Source organism: Pseudomonas sp. S2_H01 (genome assembly GCF_054668305.1).
Window position 1 is genome coordinate 4214160 of record NZ_CP162756.1, and the last position, 18408, is coordinate 4232567.

Here is an 18408-nt window from a genome sequence, read left to right on the forward strand (position 1 = left end):
AGTGTCCCCTTCGTCTAGTGGCCTAGGACACCGCCCTTTCACGGCGGTAACAGGGGTTCGAGTCCCCTAGGGGACGCCATATTGCGGGAATAGCTCAGTTGGTAGAGCACGACCTTGCCAAGGTCGGGGTCGCGAGTTCGAGTCTCGTTTCCCGCTCCAAATTCACAAGAACGCCGCTCATCAGAGCGGCGTTTTTGTTTGTGCGCGTTTTAACCTTCAGCATAGGCTCCGAAGCCTGCGCAATGGATGTGGGCCTGACAACCGCATCAGGCCCACACCCAGACACTTAGCCTTTAAGCAGCTTCAACAGCGCATCGGCATCCAGTTTCGCGCTGATCTCGCCGCCATCCAGCAGGCTGTCCGCCAGATCGCGCTTGCGCCCATGCAGAGCGACGATCTGTTCTTCGATGCTGTTTTCAGTGACCAGTCGGTAGATCGTCACCGGCCGTTGCTGGCCCATGCGATGGGCGCGGTCGCTGGCCTGATCTTCTACGGCCGGGTTCCACCAAGGGTCGAGGTGAATAACGTAATCCGCGGCCGTCAGGTTGAGACCGCTGCCGCCCGCTTTCAGACTGATCAGGAAGATTTCACCCACGCCCGCCTGGAAGGCTTCGACGCGCTTCTGGCGTTCCTTGGCCGGGGTAGAGCCGTCCAGGTATTGATAGGCGATACCTTGCTGGTCAAGCCAGGCGCGCACGATGCTCAAGTGATCGACGAACTGGCTGAACACCAGCGCCTTGTGACGGTTCTCCAGCAGCTCCTCGACGATCTCCTTGAAGGCCTGCAATTTGCTGCCTGGCAGCGTCGAGCCCGGCAGGACCAGAGAAGGGTGGCAGCAGAAGCGCCGCAGCCGGGTGATTTCCGCCAGCACCTGCATGGATTTCACCGCCTGAGGGTCGATACGCGAGAGCGTGTCGACCGCTTGCTGACGCAGGGCCTCGTATTGATGAGCTTCTTCGTCCGACAGCGGCACTTTGTAGGTGATTTCGGTGCGGGCCGGGAGCTCTTCCAGCACCTGGCTTTTCAGGCGGCGCAGAATAAACGGCTGGATCAACGCCTTGAGCGCTCGTCGTGCCGCAACATCGCCTTGCTCGATGGGCGTTGCGAAGCGCCCGGCGAAACTGTCCTGGCTGCCGAGCAGCCCTGGGTTGATGAAGCGGAACAGGTTCCACAGCTCACCGAGGTGGTTTTCCAGCGGTGTGCCGGTGGCGACCATGCGGAAATCGGCCTCCAGTGCCATGACCGTCTGGGAGCGCTTGGTTTGTGCGTTCTTGATCGCTTGCGCTTCGTCCAGCACCACGCTGCTCCAGCGTTGCGCGGTAAAGGCAGCGGTCTCCTGTTGCAGCAGTCCATAACTGACGACCACCAGATCGCCGGGACCGAGGTCTTCCAGGCTGCGATGCTGCTGGTACAGCCGCACATTCAGGCTGGGCGCGAAACGGGCGCTTTCGGCTTGCCAGTTCAGCGTGACGGAGGTCGGTGCAACCACCAGTTGCGGACCCGACCCTGCCCGCTGCAGCAGCAGGGCGAGGGTTTGTACGGTTTTACCCAGGCCCATGTCATCGGCCAGGCAAGCGCCCACGCCCCATTGCGCGAGACGCGCCAGCCACACGAAGCCATCGTGCTGGTAATCGCGCAATTCGGCCTGCAGGGTGCCGGGCACTTGAGGCTGGTAATCGCGCAAGGATTCCAGCCTCTCGAGGTGCGTCTGCCAGCCCGCATCGGCTTCGAATTCTCCGGCCTCCTGAGCAAGACTGGCCAGCAGCGGCGTCGTCAGCGTGCTGAGGCGCAGCCCCTGATCGTTGACACGGTCGGCCAGGTGAGCCAGTTCGTCGAGGCGCTTGCGCAGGCTGTCGTCGAGGGCCAGCCAGTCATGTTCGTTGAGTTTCAGGAAGCGTCCGGGATTGGCCTTGAGCAAGTCCAGTATCTGCTTGAGTTGGAGCACGCGGCCGTCGTCCAGGGCAATGCTGCCTTGCAGGACAAACCAGTCACCCTGTTGACGAAGCCCCAGTTTGAGTTGGCTCAGGCCGGATCGGCCCTTGATGCGCATGCGTTCGCCTTCCGGCCAGATGCAATGAAGTTGTTCGCCGTCCAGCGCGTGCAATTCACTGAGCAGTTGCAAGGCATGCTGAGGTTGATCCAGTTGCCACTCCTGGCCATCACTGTCGGCATAGGCCAGTCCCGGACAGCTGTGCAGCACGTGCTGCAGTGCCTGTCGTTCAGCGTCCAGATCCCGGATGACCTGAAGTGGCTTGCCATCGCGATCGCCCAGCAGGTTTTCCGCGCCCTGGCCGGGCCGGAACCAACTGCCGTCTGCCAGTGGACGCACCAACAGTTGCAAACGCACGCCCTCGGCCAGAGGCAACAAGTGGGCGTACAGCCGAGTGTCTGCCGGCTCCTGATCGAGGTGTCCGGTGAGCTCGGGGATGTCCGAGTGAATCGGCAGCAGCGGGGCGATTGCGCTGACGGCTTCGATCAGCTGCGCTTTCGCCTCTGTCGGCACGTTCAGACCTTTGCCGACGATCTCCGCGATTTTGCGCAGTTCACGGCTGATCGGATACACCAGAAGGCGGGTCGGGGTTTCTTTGTGCAGGTAGACATGCTCTGCGCCGACAACGCCCTGCGGTTCAAGCTTGAGGTGAATCTGCCCGCCACGGGACTGAAGGTTCAGTGAAGCCTGGCCCGCTTGCAGATCAATCCGCACATCAGGCGCGTCCTGCCAGTAAAGCGCCGGGTGTCCCACTAACCGGGGCAAGGCCAGGCCAGCGGGCAGTTCGTAATCAACGCTGCTGTAATGGTAGTGGCTGACCACAATTGCGCTGATGGCCTGGCGGTCCTGTTCGCACAGGAAATCCATGACGGCGCTGTCGTCCATCAGGCGCTTCAACGCGACGGCGCGACCTTTGCTCCACTGGCCCTTGGCATTACGCTTCTGCTCACGAGGCTCGACTTGTACGTGATAGGTGCTGAGCGTAATCATCCAGGCCAGACGCGTGGGTTTTTCTTCGGCAGTGGCGGTGGCAGCCACCTTGCCGGGCCTGAGCTGACTCAGGGCATTGAGTGCATGCTGCCAGGCTTCCTTGCGATGAAGCAGTGACACCAGCGGCTGCAGATCGGCGCTCAGGTGAACATCGGCCAATTGGCGGGGCGATCCGAATTGCACGGCGATCAGCGCGTCGAACTCTGCCGCGAGCCAGGCGTAGCCTTCCCGGTCAAGTTGATCGCGATAATCTTCCAGGGTCGTGTGCCATTTGTCCTGGCGCGCCTGGGGTGCGTCCAGCCAGTACAAAGCTAGCGCCAACATCAGGCCATCCATGCCATTCAACGTGGACGGAAGATGCGACGACGACATGGACGACTTTTCGCCTTTTAACTGTTCCAGCAGATGTTCAAAGACGTCGTAGGCCGCGCCGTAATTCTCCTTCATTCCTAATGTGATGGCTTGTTTGAGTTGCGCATGTTGTTTCGGGTCGTTCTCGGCGAACAGTGCCAGGCAGTAAAACCCATTGAGCACTGGCGGCAGATCGATCTTGCGCTTCTTGAGGAGCCTGCGCATTTCGGTGAGCCAGTTGCGTAAAAGCAGCAGCGTCTCGGTCACCTGACCCCGCAGGATCGCGTTGATGGTTCGGTGCATGAGCTCCAGCTCATTTGCGCCCAGGTAATCGAGCATCTCCCAGTCGCCACGCCACAACGCCTGGAGTGAGAGCTCCAATGTCAGCTCGAAGGAAGGCTGGATCTCCACCTCGCGCAGGGCCAGTTCGTAGGTGTGCCCCGCAGGGCCCAGTCGCGTGTTGAGCAGATTGAGGTGGTCTTCCACCAACACCGCTCGCGCTGCGTCATCGAGCCGGGCAAACACCTCAAGGCCTTCCGGATTACCTTGCAACACGTGCATAGGGTGCGGGGCGGAGTTAGTGGGGTGGACAAAAATGTACGTGGCCAGTTGCAGCGATTGCTCCAATTCGCCTGTATCGCCGATGAGCAGGCTGAGCCAGAGGTCTTGCAGTATTCGTGATCGGGAGGGTGTCTGCCAGGCACTGAGTTGGGGCAAGCCGGCAATGATCTCGTGTAGCCATTGGTTACGGTCAGGCGCGTTCAGCAAGGCCAGCAACACGTGGTTGCGGCGCGCCGGGGCGACGCTGAAGTATTGCCCTTCAGGTTGCTGATCCAGCACCACCCACTCTTCGTGCTGCAGCCATTCCAGCATCTCGACCAGCGCAGGGGCTTCCACCCGCTTGCCGTGGAAGTCCTGCACGTCCATCGCCCGCAGAAGTTTGAGCAGCGACGTCTTACCCTTGCCGGGAAACGAAGTCACTAAACCAAACAAGACCCTCATGCAGTTATCGGGCAGGTGATCAGGGTTTTGGGGTTCGCTGAACAGCATTCTGGACCTCATTGGACACGCGGTCGCCTGGGAGGCGGTGACTCATCCTCAGGCAAAGCTCGTATTTTTCACGAGACGGGGGCGCTTGTCGAACTTCCTCCCTGCGCCGGTCAAGCGAACGGCTGCAAATTCGCATTGCTGACACCTTGCAACACCGCATGATTTCGGCTGAATGGGTTGATCGCCGGGTGGGAGAGGCCGCTGACTCCAACACTCTGGTACGTTGCCACGGCTTCGAGGATCGAAATGGATCACCATGGATCGCAATGGATCGCAATGGATCGACGCGGATCGCAATGGACCGACCCGGTCCCTGTAGGAGACGTCGGAGGTTACGACGGCAGCGAACGCGGTGTGTCATTTACCCCCGATGGTTGCTGACCCACCGCATTCATCGGAACGCCCCCAGACCAAGCTCACCCCCACATTCATGCGTTGCCACAGTTTATGGATCGACGCGGTCCCTGTAGGAGACGTCGGAGGTTACGACGGCAGCGAACGCCGTGTGTCATCTACCCCCGATGGTTGCTGACCCACCGCATTCATCGGAACGCTCCCCAGACCGAGCTCACACATTCATGCGTTGCGACGGCTTCATGGATCGACGCGGTCCCTGTAGGAGACGTCGGAGGTTACGACGGCAGCGAACGCGGTGTGTCATTTACCCCCGATGGTTGCTGACCCACCGCATTCATCGGAACGCTCCCCAGACCGAGCTCACACATTCATGCGTTGCGACGGCTTCATGGATCGACGCGGTCCCTGTAGGAGACGTCGGAGGTTACGACGGCAGCGAACGCGATGTGTCATTTACCCCCGATGGTTGCTGACCCACCGCATTCATCGGAATGCCTCCAGACCGAGCTCACATATTCATGCGTTTGACAGCAGGTCGAAAAGCTGTGCTCATCCGATGGCTCTGCGCGTTTGCTCGCTAGCGCGCTGCTTGTGGATTGTTCTGTTCGGCGGCTTGCTCAGCGGCCAGGCGAATGGCGTTGAACCCTGGATCGAAGCCATGGGATACGTCCACATGCTTGTTCAGGATGCCCTCGCGCTCATAGATATCCGCGGTGTTCTGCAGGCCTTTGATGACGCTGTCATCAATGCTCACGCGTTCCATTTTGGTGTCCTGGTTGACCGCCAGATGCACGTCCAGGGGCAAGCCGGTGACCTTGGTCTGCGCGGCGGCGTACTCCTTAGGATGCGCATTGACCCACCGATAGGCGCGGTCCAGTCGCACGACAAAATCATCCAGCTGCACGCGTTTTTCGGCGATGGCCTTGCTGGTAGCAGCAACGTAAGAGTGATTGGTCAACAGGTCCGGACCGTTGGGCAGGATCCGCGCGCCGCTCTGCGTTGCGACGGTGGTGTAGGGCGCCCAGGTCGCCCAGGCATCGGCATCCCCGTTGTCGAGGATCAACCGTGATTCACTCGGCAAGAGGTACACGAAGCTGACATCGCTGGTTTTCAGACCCGCCTCATTGAGCGCGCGAATCGCCAGGTAATGACCGATGGAACCGCGCCCGGTGACGATGCGTTTGCCCTTGAGGTCGGCCACGGACGTGATCGGCGAATCGTTGCGCACGATGAGCGCGGTGGTGTAGCGGCCGTTGACGTGGGTGATGCTGATGACCTTCAACGATGCGCCGGCTCCCAGTGCGAACACATAAGGCGCATCGCCCAGCGCGCCGACGTCCACCGCACCGGCATTGAGCGCCTCACCCAGCGGGGACGCGGAAGGGAATTCGGAGAACTTGATCTCGTAAGGCACGTCTTTCAGTTCGCCCGAAACCTCCAGCAGTATTTTTAGCGCGGATTTCTGATTGGCGACGAGCAAGGGTTGCAGCGGTTCGGCGGCTTGGGCGTATTGACCCAGAAAAAGCGCCAGCAGGGTGCCGAGCAGCAGTGATTTGGCGCGTAGCCGTGAGCTGATTGAGGCTGACATGAGACGGTGCTCCATGCGTTAGGTGAGGAGGTTGTGAATAAGGGGATACCAGGCGCAAGGGCTTGCCCCTGGCGTCAATCCCGCAGGTTCTTTAGCGTCCAGATAAGGGGTTTTGCCGACGGCGCGCTGCTCAGATCACATGGAACCCATGTGTCCCGTCGCGTCCCAGTTGCTCGACCAGGCCAAACTCCCAGTCCAGGTAAGCCTGCATCGCTTCGCGCGGCGCGTCGGTGCCTTCATACGGGCGTCGGTAGCGGTCGATGCGCGGGGAGGCGAGGTGGGTTTCACCGCTTTCCCGTTCAAAACCGGCAGCGATCCAGCTGGCGGTGCCGTCCCTGAGCAGAAACACCGGTTTACCGGTCAGGGCTTCGACTTCAGGCACGGCCAGGCGCGCCAGTTTGCTGCTACCGCAGGTCAAGACGTAGCGATCGGCGGCGGGGATTTTTCGCAGCGCGTTGGACAGGTCGGCGCGCAACGTCCACCAGGCCCCCGGGATGTGCTGCTTCACATAGTTGGCGCTGGCGGTGAAATCCAGCACCGCGACACCGCCGTGCTGCTGCCATTGGCGCAACGTATCGGCGCTGATTTCCTCGACCTGCCAAGGCGTCGGGATCGGAGCGATCCAAGGACCGGTTTCGCTGAAGTCCCGAGGCGTGAGGTCATCGAGCACATACACTTCCCAACCCAGTTGCGCCAGCCACGAGGCCGACATATTGGCGCGCACGCCGTCGTCATCGACCAAGGCGATTCGGGCGCCGCGCACGCTGGCGTAGTGATCGGTTTCCTGCACCAGTTGCCCACCCGGCGTCGAGCGTGCCCCGGGTAGATGACCGGCTTCGAATTCCTCTGGCGTGCGCACGTCGAACAGGTACGTCGTGCGCTTCAGCTCAGACTGCCAGGTGTGCAGGTCACGTCGGGTTCCGCGTTTCACGCCTGCGGTGTCGGCCACCTTGCGCGCGTCGGCGCGGGCGACTTCAAGGGTTGTGTCGCTCACCGCGGGGAAGCGTCGCGCCTGGCCATGATCCAGCGTCTGCCCGGCGAGCAGCCAACCGATGGTGCCGTTGCGCAGCGCGGAAACCGGATTGGGCAGACCGGCGTTCACCAGCGACTGAGTGCCAATGATGCTGCGGGTTCGCCCGGCGCAATTGACGATGATTCGGGTCTTGGGATCGGGCGCGAGTTCGCGGGCGCGCAGCACCAGTTCAGCGCCGGGCACGCTGACGCCGGTCGGGATGCTCATGGTCTGGTATTCATCAAAGCGGCGGGCATCGAGCACCACCACATCGGCTTTGCTGTCGAGCAGCTGCTTCACGTCCTCGGCGGCAAGCGACGGTGTGTGGCGATGATGCTCGACCAGTTCGCCGAACGCTTTGCTCGGGACGTTGACGTCGATAAACAGTTCGCCGCCGGCGTCGCGCCAACCCTGTAGGCCGTCTTCGAGCACCTTCACATCGCTATAGCCCAACTCGATAAGGCGGGAGAGGGCAGGCTGGACCAGGCCTTCGCCATTGTCGTAGAGGGTGATCGCGGTGTCGCGACGTGGGATGCGCGACAGCACCTCCAGCTCCAGTTTCGACAACGGGATGTTGGCGGCGAACAGCGGATGGCCTTCGGCGAAGGGGGCTTCTTCGCGCACATCGACCAGCGCGACTTCGTCATGGGCGAGCAAGGCAGCGCGAATATCGGCAAACGAACGGGTGTGTGTCGTCATTGGACTTGGTTCTCTTTGGACAGGTCCCAGATGTTCGGTAGGTAGGCATTCGAATAGCCGGAGATGAACAGTTTCTCGCTGCCGTCCGATTGATAGACGGCACGCTTTACCGCGCCGATGTTGGCGCCGTAGACATGGATGCTGATTGAAACCTGATCCGCGAACGCGTTGCTGACCTGATGAATGTCGTTGCGGTGCGGCGACAGCGCTTCCACGTGACCCGGTTCAAGCCTGATGGCAGCGCCTTCCTTCTCCAGACGCCCATCCACGCTGCGCGCGAAACCCTGTGAGAACTCAGCGCCGCGCAACATGCCGATCAGTCCCCAGACCCGATGATCGTGGATCGGTGTGCGCTGACCCGGTCCCCAGACAAAGCTGACCACCGAGAACCGCTGACGGGCATCGGCGTGCAGCAGAAATTGTTGGTAGCGGGTCGGATCGGGAGTGGCGAACTCATCGGGCAGCCAGTCGTCGTGACGCACCAGTTGCCCCAGCAGCTTGCCGCCACGATGCAGCAGGTCGGCTTCGCCGGAGTCACTGTCGATCAGTTCCGCCAGGGCGCCAATAAAGGCCCTCAGCCGTTCGGGGTGTCGGGGATGAGTCATGTCCGCTCCGCTGCAGATTCCAAGGCTCAATATAAGCATAATGCTGGCGTTTAATATGCTATTTATTAATGATTAGGTTATAACGAAAAGGTATTTGATAACCTTTGGGCGGGTTGTCGGGGTATTCAGTCGGCACGATTGGAATTATGCTTTTTGCCTATCTTGTCCCTTATTTTCCATAAGCGAACCGAATGAAAATTGATGATATCGATGCGTTCGTGGCGGTGATTCGCTGTCAGTCGATCAGCCACGCCGCTGCGTCGCTGGACCTGACACAGCCGGCGATCACGCGTCGGGTGCAGAACTTCGAGCAGGCGTTGGGCATCGAGCTGTTCGACCGTAACACTAAGCCGCTCAAACCCACGCCGATGGGGCTGCAGGTGTATCAGAAGTGCCTGTCGATCCTGCGCGAAATGGACTCGCTGCGAGAGCTGGTCGCCAGCGATACGCCGCCCAGCGGGCTGTTGCGCCTGGGCGTGCCACAGACGATCGGCGACGTTGTTTTGCTCGATGCACTCAAGCACCTGCGTGGACAGTTCCCTGATCTGCGCGCTCAGGTGGTGACCGGTTGGGGCAGCCATTTGATCGGCAAGCTCGAGAATGGCGAACTCGACGCTGCGGCTGCATTGTTTCCGGCCGGGAAAATTTTTCCGGAAGGCATCATCGGCGAGTCCATTGGCAAGATGGAGCTGGTGGTCGTCTGTGCCAAAGACCGGCTGCCGAAAAAGCCGGTCAAGCTGGCCGACTGCTACGAGCAGGGCTTCGTCCTCAACCCCGACGGCTGCGGATTCCGCGCAGGGCTTCAGCGCACGCTGGCGGACCAGGGACTGAGCCTGAAGGTGAATCTGGAAACCTTCGGCACCGAGCTGCAACTGGGCCTGGTCGCTGACGGCATGGGCCTGGGCCTGGTGCCACGCCCGCTGCTCGAGCGCAGTGCACACCGCGATCTGCTCGCTGTCATGCTGGTCAAGGATTTCAGGCCGGTCATGGACCTGTGGCTGATGTATCCGCGCTTCCTCGGCAACCTGCAGTCGCCGGTTGCCTCGTTTGGGCAGTTGGTGGCGGATGCGCTGAAGGAGGCGCGAAAGGCGTCATAGAGAGGTCCACACTCTCTGTGGCTGCACGGCTTGCCGACGGTGGCGGTCTGACACCTGTGGGAGCGAATTCATTCGCGAGAGGCCGGTACACTGGACACATCTCCATCGGTTGTACTGCCGTCTCGCGAATGAATTCGCTCCTACAGGGTGCAGTGCGCGGATAATACGTTTACGCCACCTGCTCGTTCTTCTCCCGCTCACGCTTGGCAACGAGTTCGCGGGTCAGCGGGATCAGCTTTTTGCCGTAGTCGATGGCATCTTCCAGCGGGTCGAAACCCCGGATCAGGAAGGTGGTGATGCCCAGATCGTAGTAATCGAGCAGGGCGTCGGCAACCTGCTCCGGCGTGCCCACCAGCGACGTTGAATTGCCTTTGGCGCCCAACAGGCCGGCGATGCCCGTCCACAGACGTTTGTCCAGACGCGAGCCCTTGGCGGCAGCTTCCAACAACCGTTTCGAACCTTCATTGGGCGGCGCGCGACGCTCAAAACCTGACGCCTGGGCCAATGACGTCGCTCGCTCCAGAATACTGTCCGCGCGAGCCCAGGCCTTTTCCTCGGTCTCGGCCAGAATCGGTCGCAGCGACAGGCTGAAACGGACCGTCCGTCCGTGCTTCGCCGCCTCGGCGCGAACCTGTTTGACGATGTCCCTGACCTGTTCGTAGGTCTCGCCCCACAGGGCATAGACATCGGCGTGTTTCCCCGCGACCTCAAGGGCGGCTTGCGACGCGCCACCGAAGTACAGCGGAATGTGCGGCTTCTGTGGCGACTTCACCTGCGAATGAGCACCCTCGAACTGGTAATAGGTGCCGTGGTGATCGAAGGGTTTTTCGGCCGTCCACTCCTGGCGCACAACGCTCAGGTATTCATCGGTGCGCGCATAACGTTCGTCTTTGCCAATGAAGCTGCCGTCCGCACGCAGCTCCTGGTCATCGCCACCGGTAATGATGTGCACGGCTGTGCGGCCACCGTTGAAAACATCCAGGGTCGCCAATTGCCGCGCGGCGACGGTGGGGGAGATGAAGCCAGGCCGGTGGGCAATCAGGAATTTCAGTGTCGTCGTCACGCTGGCGGCGTAGGCGGCCACGAACGCGCTGTCCGGGCTGTCCGAGTGGTACGCCACGAGCGCACGGTCGAAGCCTGCTTCTTCATGAGCGCGTGCAACCTTTTCGACGTAGTGCGGCTGAACCGGCTGCCCGCTGCGCGGGTGGATTTCCGAGAAAGGTTGCGTGGCGATGTAGCCGATGAATTCGACGCTCATGGGCAATTCCTTATGTTGAAGTCGTCTTGATAAACCGAGGGCGCGGGGACATTCGCGCGCTTCGAGTCAGCAACATAAGGGGATAGGGCGAGGGTGTGAAATTCGATTTAGCGCTAAGCTAATTATAAAAAGAATGCATTTAATGGGTTTGTAAGATCAGATAAGCTGATTTTTTGCTGGGCGCTGCGAATCGCGGGCACTGGCGCTTTGTGTGGCGTGTACCCGCGAATTCCGCTCACAGACTCAGTGCCGGGGTCCGTCCTGTCCCATCGCCAGCAGCTGCTTTTCCTGGTCCCAGTCGAACGGTTCTTCGTTCTCCTCGGCCTCGAAGCGACGCTCTTCCAGCGCGGTGTACAGGTCGATTTCTTCGTCGGGCATGAAATGCAGGCAGTCGCCGCCGAAGTACCAGAGCAGGTCGCGTGGCACCAGGTGAGCAATTTGTGGGTAGCGCTGGATCACCTGGCAGAGCAGGTCCTGACCCAGGTACTGGCTTTCGATGGGCTCCACCGGCAGAAGCAACATCAGCTCGTCGTAGCGCTCCAGAAACAGCGCATGACTTTCTTCGGGAACCTGTTCGGCTTCACCGAGCGCGACCAGTATGCCGCGCAGGTGCGCCAGCAGGTTGAGAGTGCGGTCGAGATTGGCGTCGGCCATGATGAAGTCCTCAGAGACAAAAACAGGCGCGGGAGTATAGATCCCGGCGGCGGTGACCGATACCCCAATGAGGACTGGTGGTCGACAGCGCTGGACGCGTCTGCCGACCGGACGTCAGATCAATGCCATAAGCCGGCCAGATAACGGTGCCCGGCTTCGGTCAAGGCAAGGTGAGCAAAGCTGCGGTCGTGACTCGGCTGGCGAGTGACGAAGCCGATGAGAAGCAGGGTCTGAAGGGTCTGTGTGGGTTTGCCGCTGTGAAGGTCCTCCCCCGAGGCGATTTCAGCAAGCAGGCAGCGATGAGTCATGCGGTGATCGATCATGATGCGTCCCCTTGGTGTTTTCTTGTTGTTACCGGGGAGTGTAGGACAGGTTGCGGGGATGTGCAGGCTAGAGCGTTGGATCAGGTTATCCGTTGCGCCACCTAACTGTAGGAGCGCGCTTGCCCGCGAATGCGTCCGTTCAGCCACTGCTGCGGTGTCTGACACAACGTCTTCGCGGGCAAGCGCGCTCCTACAGGGGGCGGCGTTCAATTTCAATGTCAGCGGATTTTCCCTTCCGCCGGCTTCAGCTCTTCCTGATCAAAATCATCCACGTCGATCACCGTACGCCACCTAACTGTAGGAGCGCGCTTGCCCGCGAATGCGTCCGTTCAGCCACTGCTGCGGTGTCTGACACAACGTCTTCGCGGGCAAGCGCGCTCCTACAGGGGGCGGCGTTCAATTTCAATGTCAGCGGATTTTCCCTTCCGCCGGCTTCACCTCTTCCTGATCAAAATCATCCACATCGATCACCGTACGCCGCGCCGCTTCCGCTGCGCGCAGTTTCTCGGCTTCGGCAGGTAGCAGCACGCCTGCGTTCAACGCCGCATCAATGACATGCTCGCCGCCCGCGGCTTTCACCTGACCACTCTTGACCCCGTGATGCAGCTTGCCGTGCAGCGTTTTCGCGCCGGTCAGCAGGTCCGCTGCATGCTGCAAAGCGCCTACCGGATCGCTTTCCGACGTCGGGCGATAGCAACCGGCGAGTACCGATTCCAGCGCAGGATCGCCCTTGCCACGGCCGAGGATCTCGGCGACTTCAGCATCCAGTGCATCCGACGGGCCTGTGTGGCGGCGACCCAGCGGGAACACGATGACCCGCAACAGGCCGCCGAGCACTCGGTTGGGGAAATTACTGAGCAGTTCGTCCAGCGCGCGCTCCGATTCACCCAGGGCTTCTTCCATGGACCAGCGAAACAGCGGGACAAGCGTCTCCGGATAATCCAGGTCGTGGAAGCGCTTGAGCGCGGCGGACGCCAGATAAAGGTGGCTCAACACATCGCCCAGGCGCGCTGACAGTCGCTCGCGTCGTTTCAGCTCGCCACCGAGCAGCATCATGCTCAAGTCGGCGAGCATCGCGAATGCGGCGGCCTGACGATTAAGGGCGCGGAAATACCCCTGGCTCAGGCGATCCCCTGGCATGTGTTCGAAGTGACCGAAGCCCAGGTTGAGCACCAGTGTGCTGGCCGCGTTGCGGACCGCGAAGCCGATGTGTTTCAGCAACAGATCATCGAACTCGACGACCGCGCGCTCTTTGTCTTCACGCCCGGCGAGGGCCATTTCCTTCAGCACGAACGGGTGGCAGCGGATCGCGCCCTGGCCGAAGATCATCAGGTTGCGCGACAGAATGTTCGCGCCTTCCACGGTGATGAAGATCGGCGCCCCTTGCCACGAGCGACCCAAGTAGTTGTTCGGGCCCATGATGATGCCCTTGCCACCGTGCACGTCCATCGCGTGGGTGATGCACTCGCGTCCACGTTCGGTGAGGTGGTATTTGAGGATGGCCGAGAGCACCGACGGTTTTTCCCCCAGGTCCACGGCGTTGGCGGTCAGCATCCGGGCACTGTCCATCAACCAGGCGTTACCGCCGATGCGCGCCAGTGACTCCTGAATGCCCTCGAACGCGGCCAGCGGTACGTTGAATTGCTCACGAATCTGCGTGTACTGGCCGGTCACCAGGCTGGTGTATTTCGCGGCACCGGTACCCACCGCCGGAAGGGAAATCGAGCGGCCCACCGACAGGCAGTTCATCAGCATCATCCAGCCCTTGCCAAGCATGTCCTGACCACCGATCAGGTACTCCAGCGGGATGAACACGTCCTTGCCCGAGTTCGGGCCGTTCATGAACGCAGCGCCCAGCGGCAGGTGGCGACGGCCGATTTCCACGCCCGGGGTGTCGGTGGGAATCAGCGCCAGGCTGATGCCCAGATCCTCTTCTTCGCCCAGCAAATGCTCAGGGTCGTACGCCTTGAAGGCCAGGCCGAGCAGGGTCGCGACCGGTCCGAGTGTGATGTAGCGCTTTTCCCAGTTCAGGCGCAGGCCGATGACTTCCTGACCTTCCCATTCGCTCTTGCAGATGATCCCGGTGTCGGGCATTGCGCCTGCGTCCGAACCTGCCAAGGGGCCGGTCAACGCGAAGCAGGGAATGTCGTCGCCACGGGCCAGGCGCGGCAGGTAGTGATTGCGCTGTTCGTCAGTGCCGTAATGCAGCAGCAGTTCGGCAGGACCCAGTGAATTGGGCACCATGACCGTGGAGGCGAGGTCGCCGCTGCGGGTCGCCAGCTTCATCGCGACCTGCGAGTGGGCGTAGGCCGAGAAACCCTTGCCGCCGTATTCCTTCGGAATGATGAGGGCGAAGAAACCGTGTTCTTTGATGTGCGCCCAGGCCTCGGGCGGCAGGTCCATGGCCTGACCGATTTCCCAGTCGCTGACCATGGCGCAAAGCTGTTCGGTCGGACCGTCGATGAAGGCTTGTTCTTCTTCGGTCAGCTGGCTTTTCGGATAGCTCAGCAGGGTGTTCCAGTCAGGCCGGCCACTGAACAGCTCGCCATCCCACCAGACCGTCCCGGCGTCGATGGCGTCGCGCTCGGTGTCTGACATCGGCGGCAGAACCTTCTGAAACCAGGCGAACATCGGCGCACTGAAATGTTTGCGGCGCAGGTCAGGCAAGGCCAATGGCACTGCCACAGCCAACCACAGGACCCACGGAATGATCATCCAGCCGTGGGCATGACTGAAGGCACCCATCGCCAGCAGATACACCGCGACAATGCCCAGGGCAGGGAAAGGGGCGACACGCCGATGGGCCAGCCAGGCCACGCCGATCACCAGAACCACGATCCACAACAACAGCATAAACAGCCCTCCATGAGGATGGCGAACGTGAGCGCCATCGAAAAGGCGGGCAAATCGCTCTGGCCCGCGCATCGATAGTGACCCCGTGCTGTCTCGGGAGTTCGAGGGCTGGCCGATGCGCGTGAAGTTGTGGCTCGAACACCCGCTTCTCGGGGTAGACTGGCTGCCCACAGGCATATGCCACTAATCCCGTTGATCCACCGACCACCGAGGTCGCGTACAGGAGAGCACGCAGCATGTTGAAGATCTGGGGCCGCAAGAATTCGTCCAACGTCCGCAAAGCGTTGTGGGTCGCAGAAGAGTTAGGGCTGGAATACGAGTCGATCAACGCAGGCGGTGCGTTTGGGCTCAACCATCAGCCTGAGTACCTGGCCAAAAACCCCAACGGTGTGGTGCCGATGATCGAAGACGGCGACTTCGTGCTGTGGGAGTCCAACGCCATCGTCCGTTATCTGGTGGCTCAGTACGCGCCGGATTCCGCCCTTTGCCCGGCCAGCCCTCAAGCGCGGGCCCAGCAGGACAAATGGATGGACTGGACCACCTCGACGTTTGCCACGCCTTTCAAAACCGTGTTCTGGGGTGTGTTGCGCACGCCGCCCGAGCAGCAGGACTGGGCGCAGATCCATGCGGCGAAGGCCACCCTGGAAGGCCTGTTGCGCATCGTCGACAACACGCTGGCGGATCAGCCTTACCTGTCGGGCGAGGCGTTCGGGGCGGGCGATATTCCCCTCGGCAGCTTTATCTATGCCTGGTTCGAAATGCCAATTGAACGCATGGACCTGCCCCACCTCAAAGCCTGGTACGAGCGTTTGAAGCAGCGTCCGGCCTATCGGACCGCTGTGATGACCGCGCTCACATGACGCTGACAGCGTTAGATTAATAACTACTATCAATAGACTTCGCTGTACTTGCGCGGCGTCGGCAAGCAACATTGCCGAGTGCGCCGCGTCTGCAACAGTTTGTTTCAGAAGTAGACGTTTTTCGGCACCGAGACCGGTGTGGCGATCACGTTTTTGTATTCGGTTCTTTCTCCCTTTTCCTTTTATTGGTGTGTTTTCAGTCATGAGTTCAGCTCTGTCCATCCGGCAGCTAACCAAGACCTACGGCAACGGTTTCCAGGCCCTGAAGGGTATCGATCTGGACGTCGCCGAGGGTGATTTCTTCGCGTTGCTCGGCCCTAACGGTGCCGGCAAATCCACCACCATCGGCATCATTTCCACCCTGGTCAACAAGACCACGGGCACGGTGAACATCTTCGGCCACGACCTTGATCGCAATCCGGCGCAACTCAAGCGCTCGATCGGTGTGGTGCCGCAGGAGTTCAACTTCAACCAGTTCGAAAAGACCTTCGACATCGTGGTGACCCAGGCCGGTTACTACGGCATCCCGCCGAAGATCGCCAAGGAACGCGCCGAGCAGTACCTGACGCAGTTGGGGCTGTGGGACAAACGCAGCGTGCCATCGCGTTCGCTGTCGGGCGGCATGAAGCGTCGTCTGATGATTGCCCGCGCGCTGATCCACGAGCCGCGCCTGTTGATCCTCGACGAACCGACAGCGGGCGTCGACATCGAGCTGCGTCGTTCGATGTGGACCTTTCTCACCGAGCTGAACCAGAAAGGCATCACCATCATCCTCACTACGCATTACCTGGAAGAGGCTGAGCAGCTGTGCCGTAACATCGGCATCATCGACCACGGGACCATCATTGAAAACACCGGCATGAAGACGCTGCTGAACAAGCTGCACGTCGAGACCTTCCTGCTGGACCTCAAAGACCCGATGCAAGCTGCGCCGCAGCTGGCCGGTTACCCGTCGCGGTTGGTGGACAGTCACACGCTGGAAGTGCAGGTTGATAAAACCATCGGTATCACGGCGCTGTTCGGTCAACTGGCGTTGCAGAACGTTCAGGTGCTGAGCCTGCGCAATAAAACCAACCGCCTCGAGGAATTGTTCGTGGGTCTGGTCGAAAAAAATCTGTCGAAGGTGGCGGTATGAGTTCGGAGCTGCGCCCCAACCTGGTCGCGATGAACACCATTGTCTATCGCGAAGTCCGTCGCTTCATGCGCATCTGGCCGCAGACGCTTCTGCCGCCAGCGATCACCATGGTCCTGTACTTCGTGATCTTCGGGAACCTCATCGGTCGCCAGATCGGCGACATGGGTGGGTTTACCTACATGCAGTACATCGTGCCGGGCCTGATCATGATGTCGGTGATCACCAACTCCTACGGCAACGTCGTTTCCAGCTTCTTCGGCGCGAAGTTTCAGCGTTCGATTGAAGAACTGATGGTCTCGCCGGTTTCGCCGCACACCATCCTGATCGGTTTCACCCTGGGCGGCATGCTGCGCGGGCTGATGGTGGGCTTCATCGTCACCCTCCTGTCGATGTTCTTCACCGACCTGCAGGTGCACCATCTGGGTGTGACGATTTTGGTTGTGGTGCTGACGGCGACGATTTTCTCGCTGCTGGGTTTCATCAACGCCGTTTTTGCTCGCAATTTCGATGACATCTCGATCATCCCGACCTTCGTGCTGACGCCGCTGACCTACCTGGGCGGGGTGTTCTACTCGATTAACCTGTTGCCGCCGTTCTGGCAGACCGTTTCGCTGGCCAACCCGGTGCTGCACATGGTCAACGCGTTCCGTTTCGGGATTCTGGGTGTGTCGGACATCAAGATCAGCATCGCCCTGACGTTCATGGTCGTGGCGACCATCGTCCTGTACCTGGGCTGTGCGCGGTTGCTGGTGAGTGGTCGCGGGATGCGCCAGTAAACCAATAGTTTTACCGGGTAGGCTCGCTCCTGTGGGGGCGAGCCTGGTCTGGGCGGCATTCCGACGAAGGGCCCGGTACATCTGTCACATTAACGGTGCCAGCCAATCCGCCTTCGCGAGCAAGCTCGCTCCCACAGTAGTTTTTCCCTGCGTTCATCCTAGCGACGCTTTGCCCTACGCCGCCTCCACTGCCGCCCGACCCACCACCGCCAATACGCCATCGTTCCGAAATACCCCGCCACGCCCACCACCACGCCTGCCACCACCGACCCCAGCAAAAACGGCTGCCACAACGTCGACAGCTGCCCACTGATCCAGTCCCAGCTCATCTCGTCCGGAAAACTGTGCGGCGGCAAACCCATCAGCAGGGCGCCGATCTTGTAAGTGCAGTAGAACACCGGCGGCATGGTCAGCGGGTTGGTCAGCCAGCACAGGCTGACGGCAATCGGCAGATTGGCGCGCACCCGAATCGCCAGGACCGCCGCCAGCAACATCTGCAAGGGCATCGGCATCAACGCGGCAAACAAGCCGATGCCCATGGCCCTCGCGACCGAGTGCCGATTCAGGTGCCAAAGGTTGGGGTCATGCAGCAGACGGCCAAGAAAGCGTAAGGATTTGTGTTCCCGGATGCTGTTCGGATCGGGCATATATCGCTTGATCAGGTGGCGTGGCATACGGGATTCCGGGGGCTGGGCGGGAAAACTCGGGCAAGTATGCATGGATAGTGACGGATGGAAATTCAGACATTGTGACAATTAATAAATGCGCGCCGCGGTCAGTGCGCTAAGTCATTGAGGGTGAATTTCATCT

General features: G+C 60.6%; 13 protein-coding genes and 2 tRNA genes. 6 read left to right on the forward strand and 9 right to left on the reverse strand.

What is annotated here, in order from left to right; translation table 11 throughout:
• Positions 1-3: 3 nt before the first annotated feature.
• Both AB4N84_RS18885 and AB4N84_RS18890 read left to right on the forward strand, forming a co-directional pair.
• Positions 4-79 (forward strand) — tRNA-Glu (locus AB4N84_RS18885).
• A 4-nt stretch (positions 80-83) separates the two neighbouring features.
• Positions 84-159, forward strand: a tRNA-Gly gene (locus AB4N84_RS18890).
• A 127-nt stretch (positions 160-286) separates the two neighbouring features.
• Here AB4N84_RS18890 and AB4N84_RS18895 read toward each other — a convergent pair.
• From AB4N84_RS18895 to AB4N84_RS18910, 4 genes are all read right to left on the reverse strand, one after another.
• Positions 287-4381, reverse strand: a complete 4095-nt coding sequence (locus tag AB4N84_RS18895; RefSeq protein WP_460042622.1) for a DEAD/DEAH box helicase — start codon at positions 4379-4381, stop codon at positions 287-289.
• 934 nt (positions 4382-5315) lie between these two features.
• Complete coding sequence (locus AB4N84_RS18900; RefSeq protein WP_460042623.1) at positions 5316-6326, reverse strand: ABC transporter substrate-binding protein; 1011 nt, start codon at positions 6324-6326, stop codon at positions 5316-5318.
• A 130-nt stretch (positions 6327-6456) separates the two neighbouring features.
• Positions 6457-8037 carry a rhodanese-related sulfurtransferase gene (locus AB4N84_RS18905; protein WP_460042624.1) on the reverse strand — a complete coding sequence of 527 codons (1581 nt, stop codon included), beginning with the start codon at positions 8035-8037 and terminating at the stop codon, positions 6457-6459.
• The gene (locus tag AB4N84_RS18910) at positions 8034-8642 is read right to left on the reverse strand and encodes a cysteine dioxygenase family protein (protein WP_460042625.1); all 609 of its coding nucleotides are present in this window, start codon (positions 8640-8642) and stop codon (positions 8034-8036) included. Before AB4N84_RS18910 ends, AB4N84_RS18905 begins: the two co-directional genes overlap by 4 nt.
• Before the next feature lie 191 nt (positions 8643-8833).
• Between AB4N84_RS18910 and AB4N84_RS18915 the strand changes: the two genes are divergently transcribed.
• The gene (locus AB4N84_RS18915) at positions 8834-9739 is read left to right on the forward strand and encodes a LysR family transcriptional regulator (RefSeq protein ID WP_460042626.1); all 906 of its coding nucleotides are present in this window, start codon (positions 8834-8836) and stop codon (positions 9737-9739) included.
• 169 nt (positions 9740-9908) lie between these two features.
• Here the strand turns inward: AB4N84_RS18915 and AB4N84_RS18920 are convergent, their stop codons facing one another.
• The 4 genes from AB4N84_RS18920 to AB4N84_RS18935 all read right to left on the reverse strand — a co-directional run bounded on the left by AB4N84_RS18920 (position 9909) and on the right by AB4N84_RS18935 (position 14827).
• Positions 9909-10997 (reverse strand): LLM class flavin-dependent oxidoreductase, encoded by a 1089-nt coding sequence (locus AB4N84_RS18920; protein ID WP_460042627.1) that lies wholly within the window; start codon positions 10995-10997, stop codon positions 9909-9911.
• Between the two features lie 243 nt (positions 10998-11240).
• On the reverse strand, positions 11241-11651 hold the full coding sequence (locus AB4N84_RS18925; RefSeq protein ID WP_074757713.1) for a PA2817 family protein: 411 nt from the start codon (positions 11649-11651) through the stop codon (positions 11241-11243).
• Positions 11652-11770: 119 nt separating this feature from the next.
• On the reverse strand, positions 11771-11974 hold the full coding sequence (locus AB4N84_RS18930; RefSeq protein ID WP_074757715.1) for a hypothetical protein: 204 nt from the start codon (positions 11972-11974) through the stop codon (positions 11771-11773).
• Between the two features lie 408 nt (positions 11975-12382).
• Entirely contained in the window at positions 12383-14827 is a 2445-nt protein-coding gene (locus AB4N84_RS18935) for an acyl-CoA dehydrogenase (RefSeq protein ID WP_460042628.1), read from the reverse strand.
• Positions 14828-15063: 236 nt separating this feature from the next.
• Between AB4N84_RS18935 and AB4N84_RS18940 the strand changes: the two genes are divergently transcribed.
• From AB4N84_RS18940 to AB4N84_RS18950, 3 genes are all read left to right on the forward strand, one after another.
• A complete protein-coding gene (locus AB4N84_RS18940) occupies positions 15064-15687 on the forward strand; it encodes a glutathione S-transferase family protein (protein ID WP_460042630.1) in 624 nt (207 codons plus the stop codon).
• A 202-nt stretch (positions 15688-15889) separates the two neighbouring features.
• Positions 15890-16822 (forward strand): ABC transporter ATP-binding protein, encoded by a 933-nt coding sequence (locus tag AB4N84_RS18945; protein ID WP_460042631.1) that lies wholly within the window; start codon positions 15890-15892, stop codon positions 16820-16822.
• Positions 16819-17598: an ABC transporter permease gene (locus AB4N84_RS18950; protein WP_074757723.1), complete on the forward strand. Its 780-nt coding sequence runs from the start codon at positions 16819-16821 to the stop codon at positions 17596-17598. The genes AB4N84_RS18945 and AB4N84_RS18950 overlap by 4 nt, the downstream gene beginning before the upstream one ends.
• A 158-nt stretch (positions 17599-17756) precedes the next feature.
• Here AB4N84_RS18950 and AB4N84_RS18955 read toward each other — a convergent pair whose 3' ends face one another.
• Positions 17757-18272: a DUF2062 domain-containing protein gene (locus tag AB4N84_RS18955; protein WP_074757725.1), complete on the reverse strand. Its 516-nt coding sequence runs from the start codon at positions 18270-18272 to the stop codon at positions 17757-17759.
• Positions 18273-18408: the final 136 nt, after the last annotated feature.

Excerpts from the sequence above, each read along its gene's own strand:
- AB4N84_RS18895 (WP_460042622.1), bottom strand. The coding sequence starts at position 4,381 with ATGCTGTTCAGCGAACCCCAAAACCCTGATCACCTGCCCGATAACTGC.
- AB4N84_RS18900 (WP_460042623.1), bottom strand. The coding sequence starts at position 6,326 with ATGTCAGCCTCAATCAGCTCACGGCTACGCGCCAAATCACTGCTGCTC.
- AB4N84_RS18905 (WP_460042624.1), bottom strand. The coding sequence starts at position 8,037 with ATGACGACACACACCCGTTCGTTTGCCGATATTCGCGCTGCCTTGCTC.
- AB4N84_RS18910 (WP_460042625.1), bottom strand. The coding sequence starts at position 8,642 with ATGACTCATCCCCGACACCCCGAACGGCTGAGGGCCTTTATTGGCGCC.
- AB4N84_RS18915 (WP_460042626.1), top strand. The coding sequence starts at position 8,834 with ATGAAAATTGATGATATCGATGCGTTCGTGGCGGTGATTCGCTGTCAG.
- AB4N84_RS18920 (WP_460042627.1), bottom strand. The coding sequence starts at position 10,997 with ATGAGCGTCGAATTCATCGGCTACATCGCCACGCAACCTTTCTCGGAA.
- AB4N84_RS18925 (WP_074757713.1), bottom strand. The coding sequence starts at position 11,651 with ATGGCCGACGCCAATCTCGACCGCACTCTCAACCTGCTGGCGCACCTG.
- AB4N84_RS18930 (WP_074757715.1), bottom strand. The coding sequence starts at position 11,974 with ATGATCGATCACCGCATGACTCATCGCTGCCTGCTTGCTGAAATCGCC.
- AB4N84_RS18935 (WP_460042628.1), bottom strand. The coding sequence starts at position 14,827 with ATGCTGTTGTTGTGGATCGTGGTTCTGGTGATCGGCGTGGCCTGGCTG.
- AB4N84_RS18940 (WP_460042630.1), top strand. The coding sequence starts at position 15,064 with ATGTTGAAGATCTGGGGCCGCAAGAATTCGTCCAACGTCCGCAAAGCG.
- AB4N84_RS18945 (WP_460042631.1), top strand. The coding sequence starts at position 15,890 with ATGAGTTCAGCTCTGTCCATCCGGCAGCTAACCAAGACCTACGGCAAC.
- AB4N84_RS18950 (WP_074757723.1), top strand. The coding sequence starts at position 16,819 with ATGAGTTCGGAGCTGCGCCCCAACCTGGTCGCGATGAACACCATTGTC.
- AB4N84_RS18955 (WP_074757725.1), bottom strand. The coding sequence starts at position 18,272 with ATGCCACGCCACCTGATCAAGCGATATATGCCCGATCCGAACAGCATC.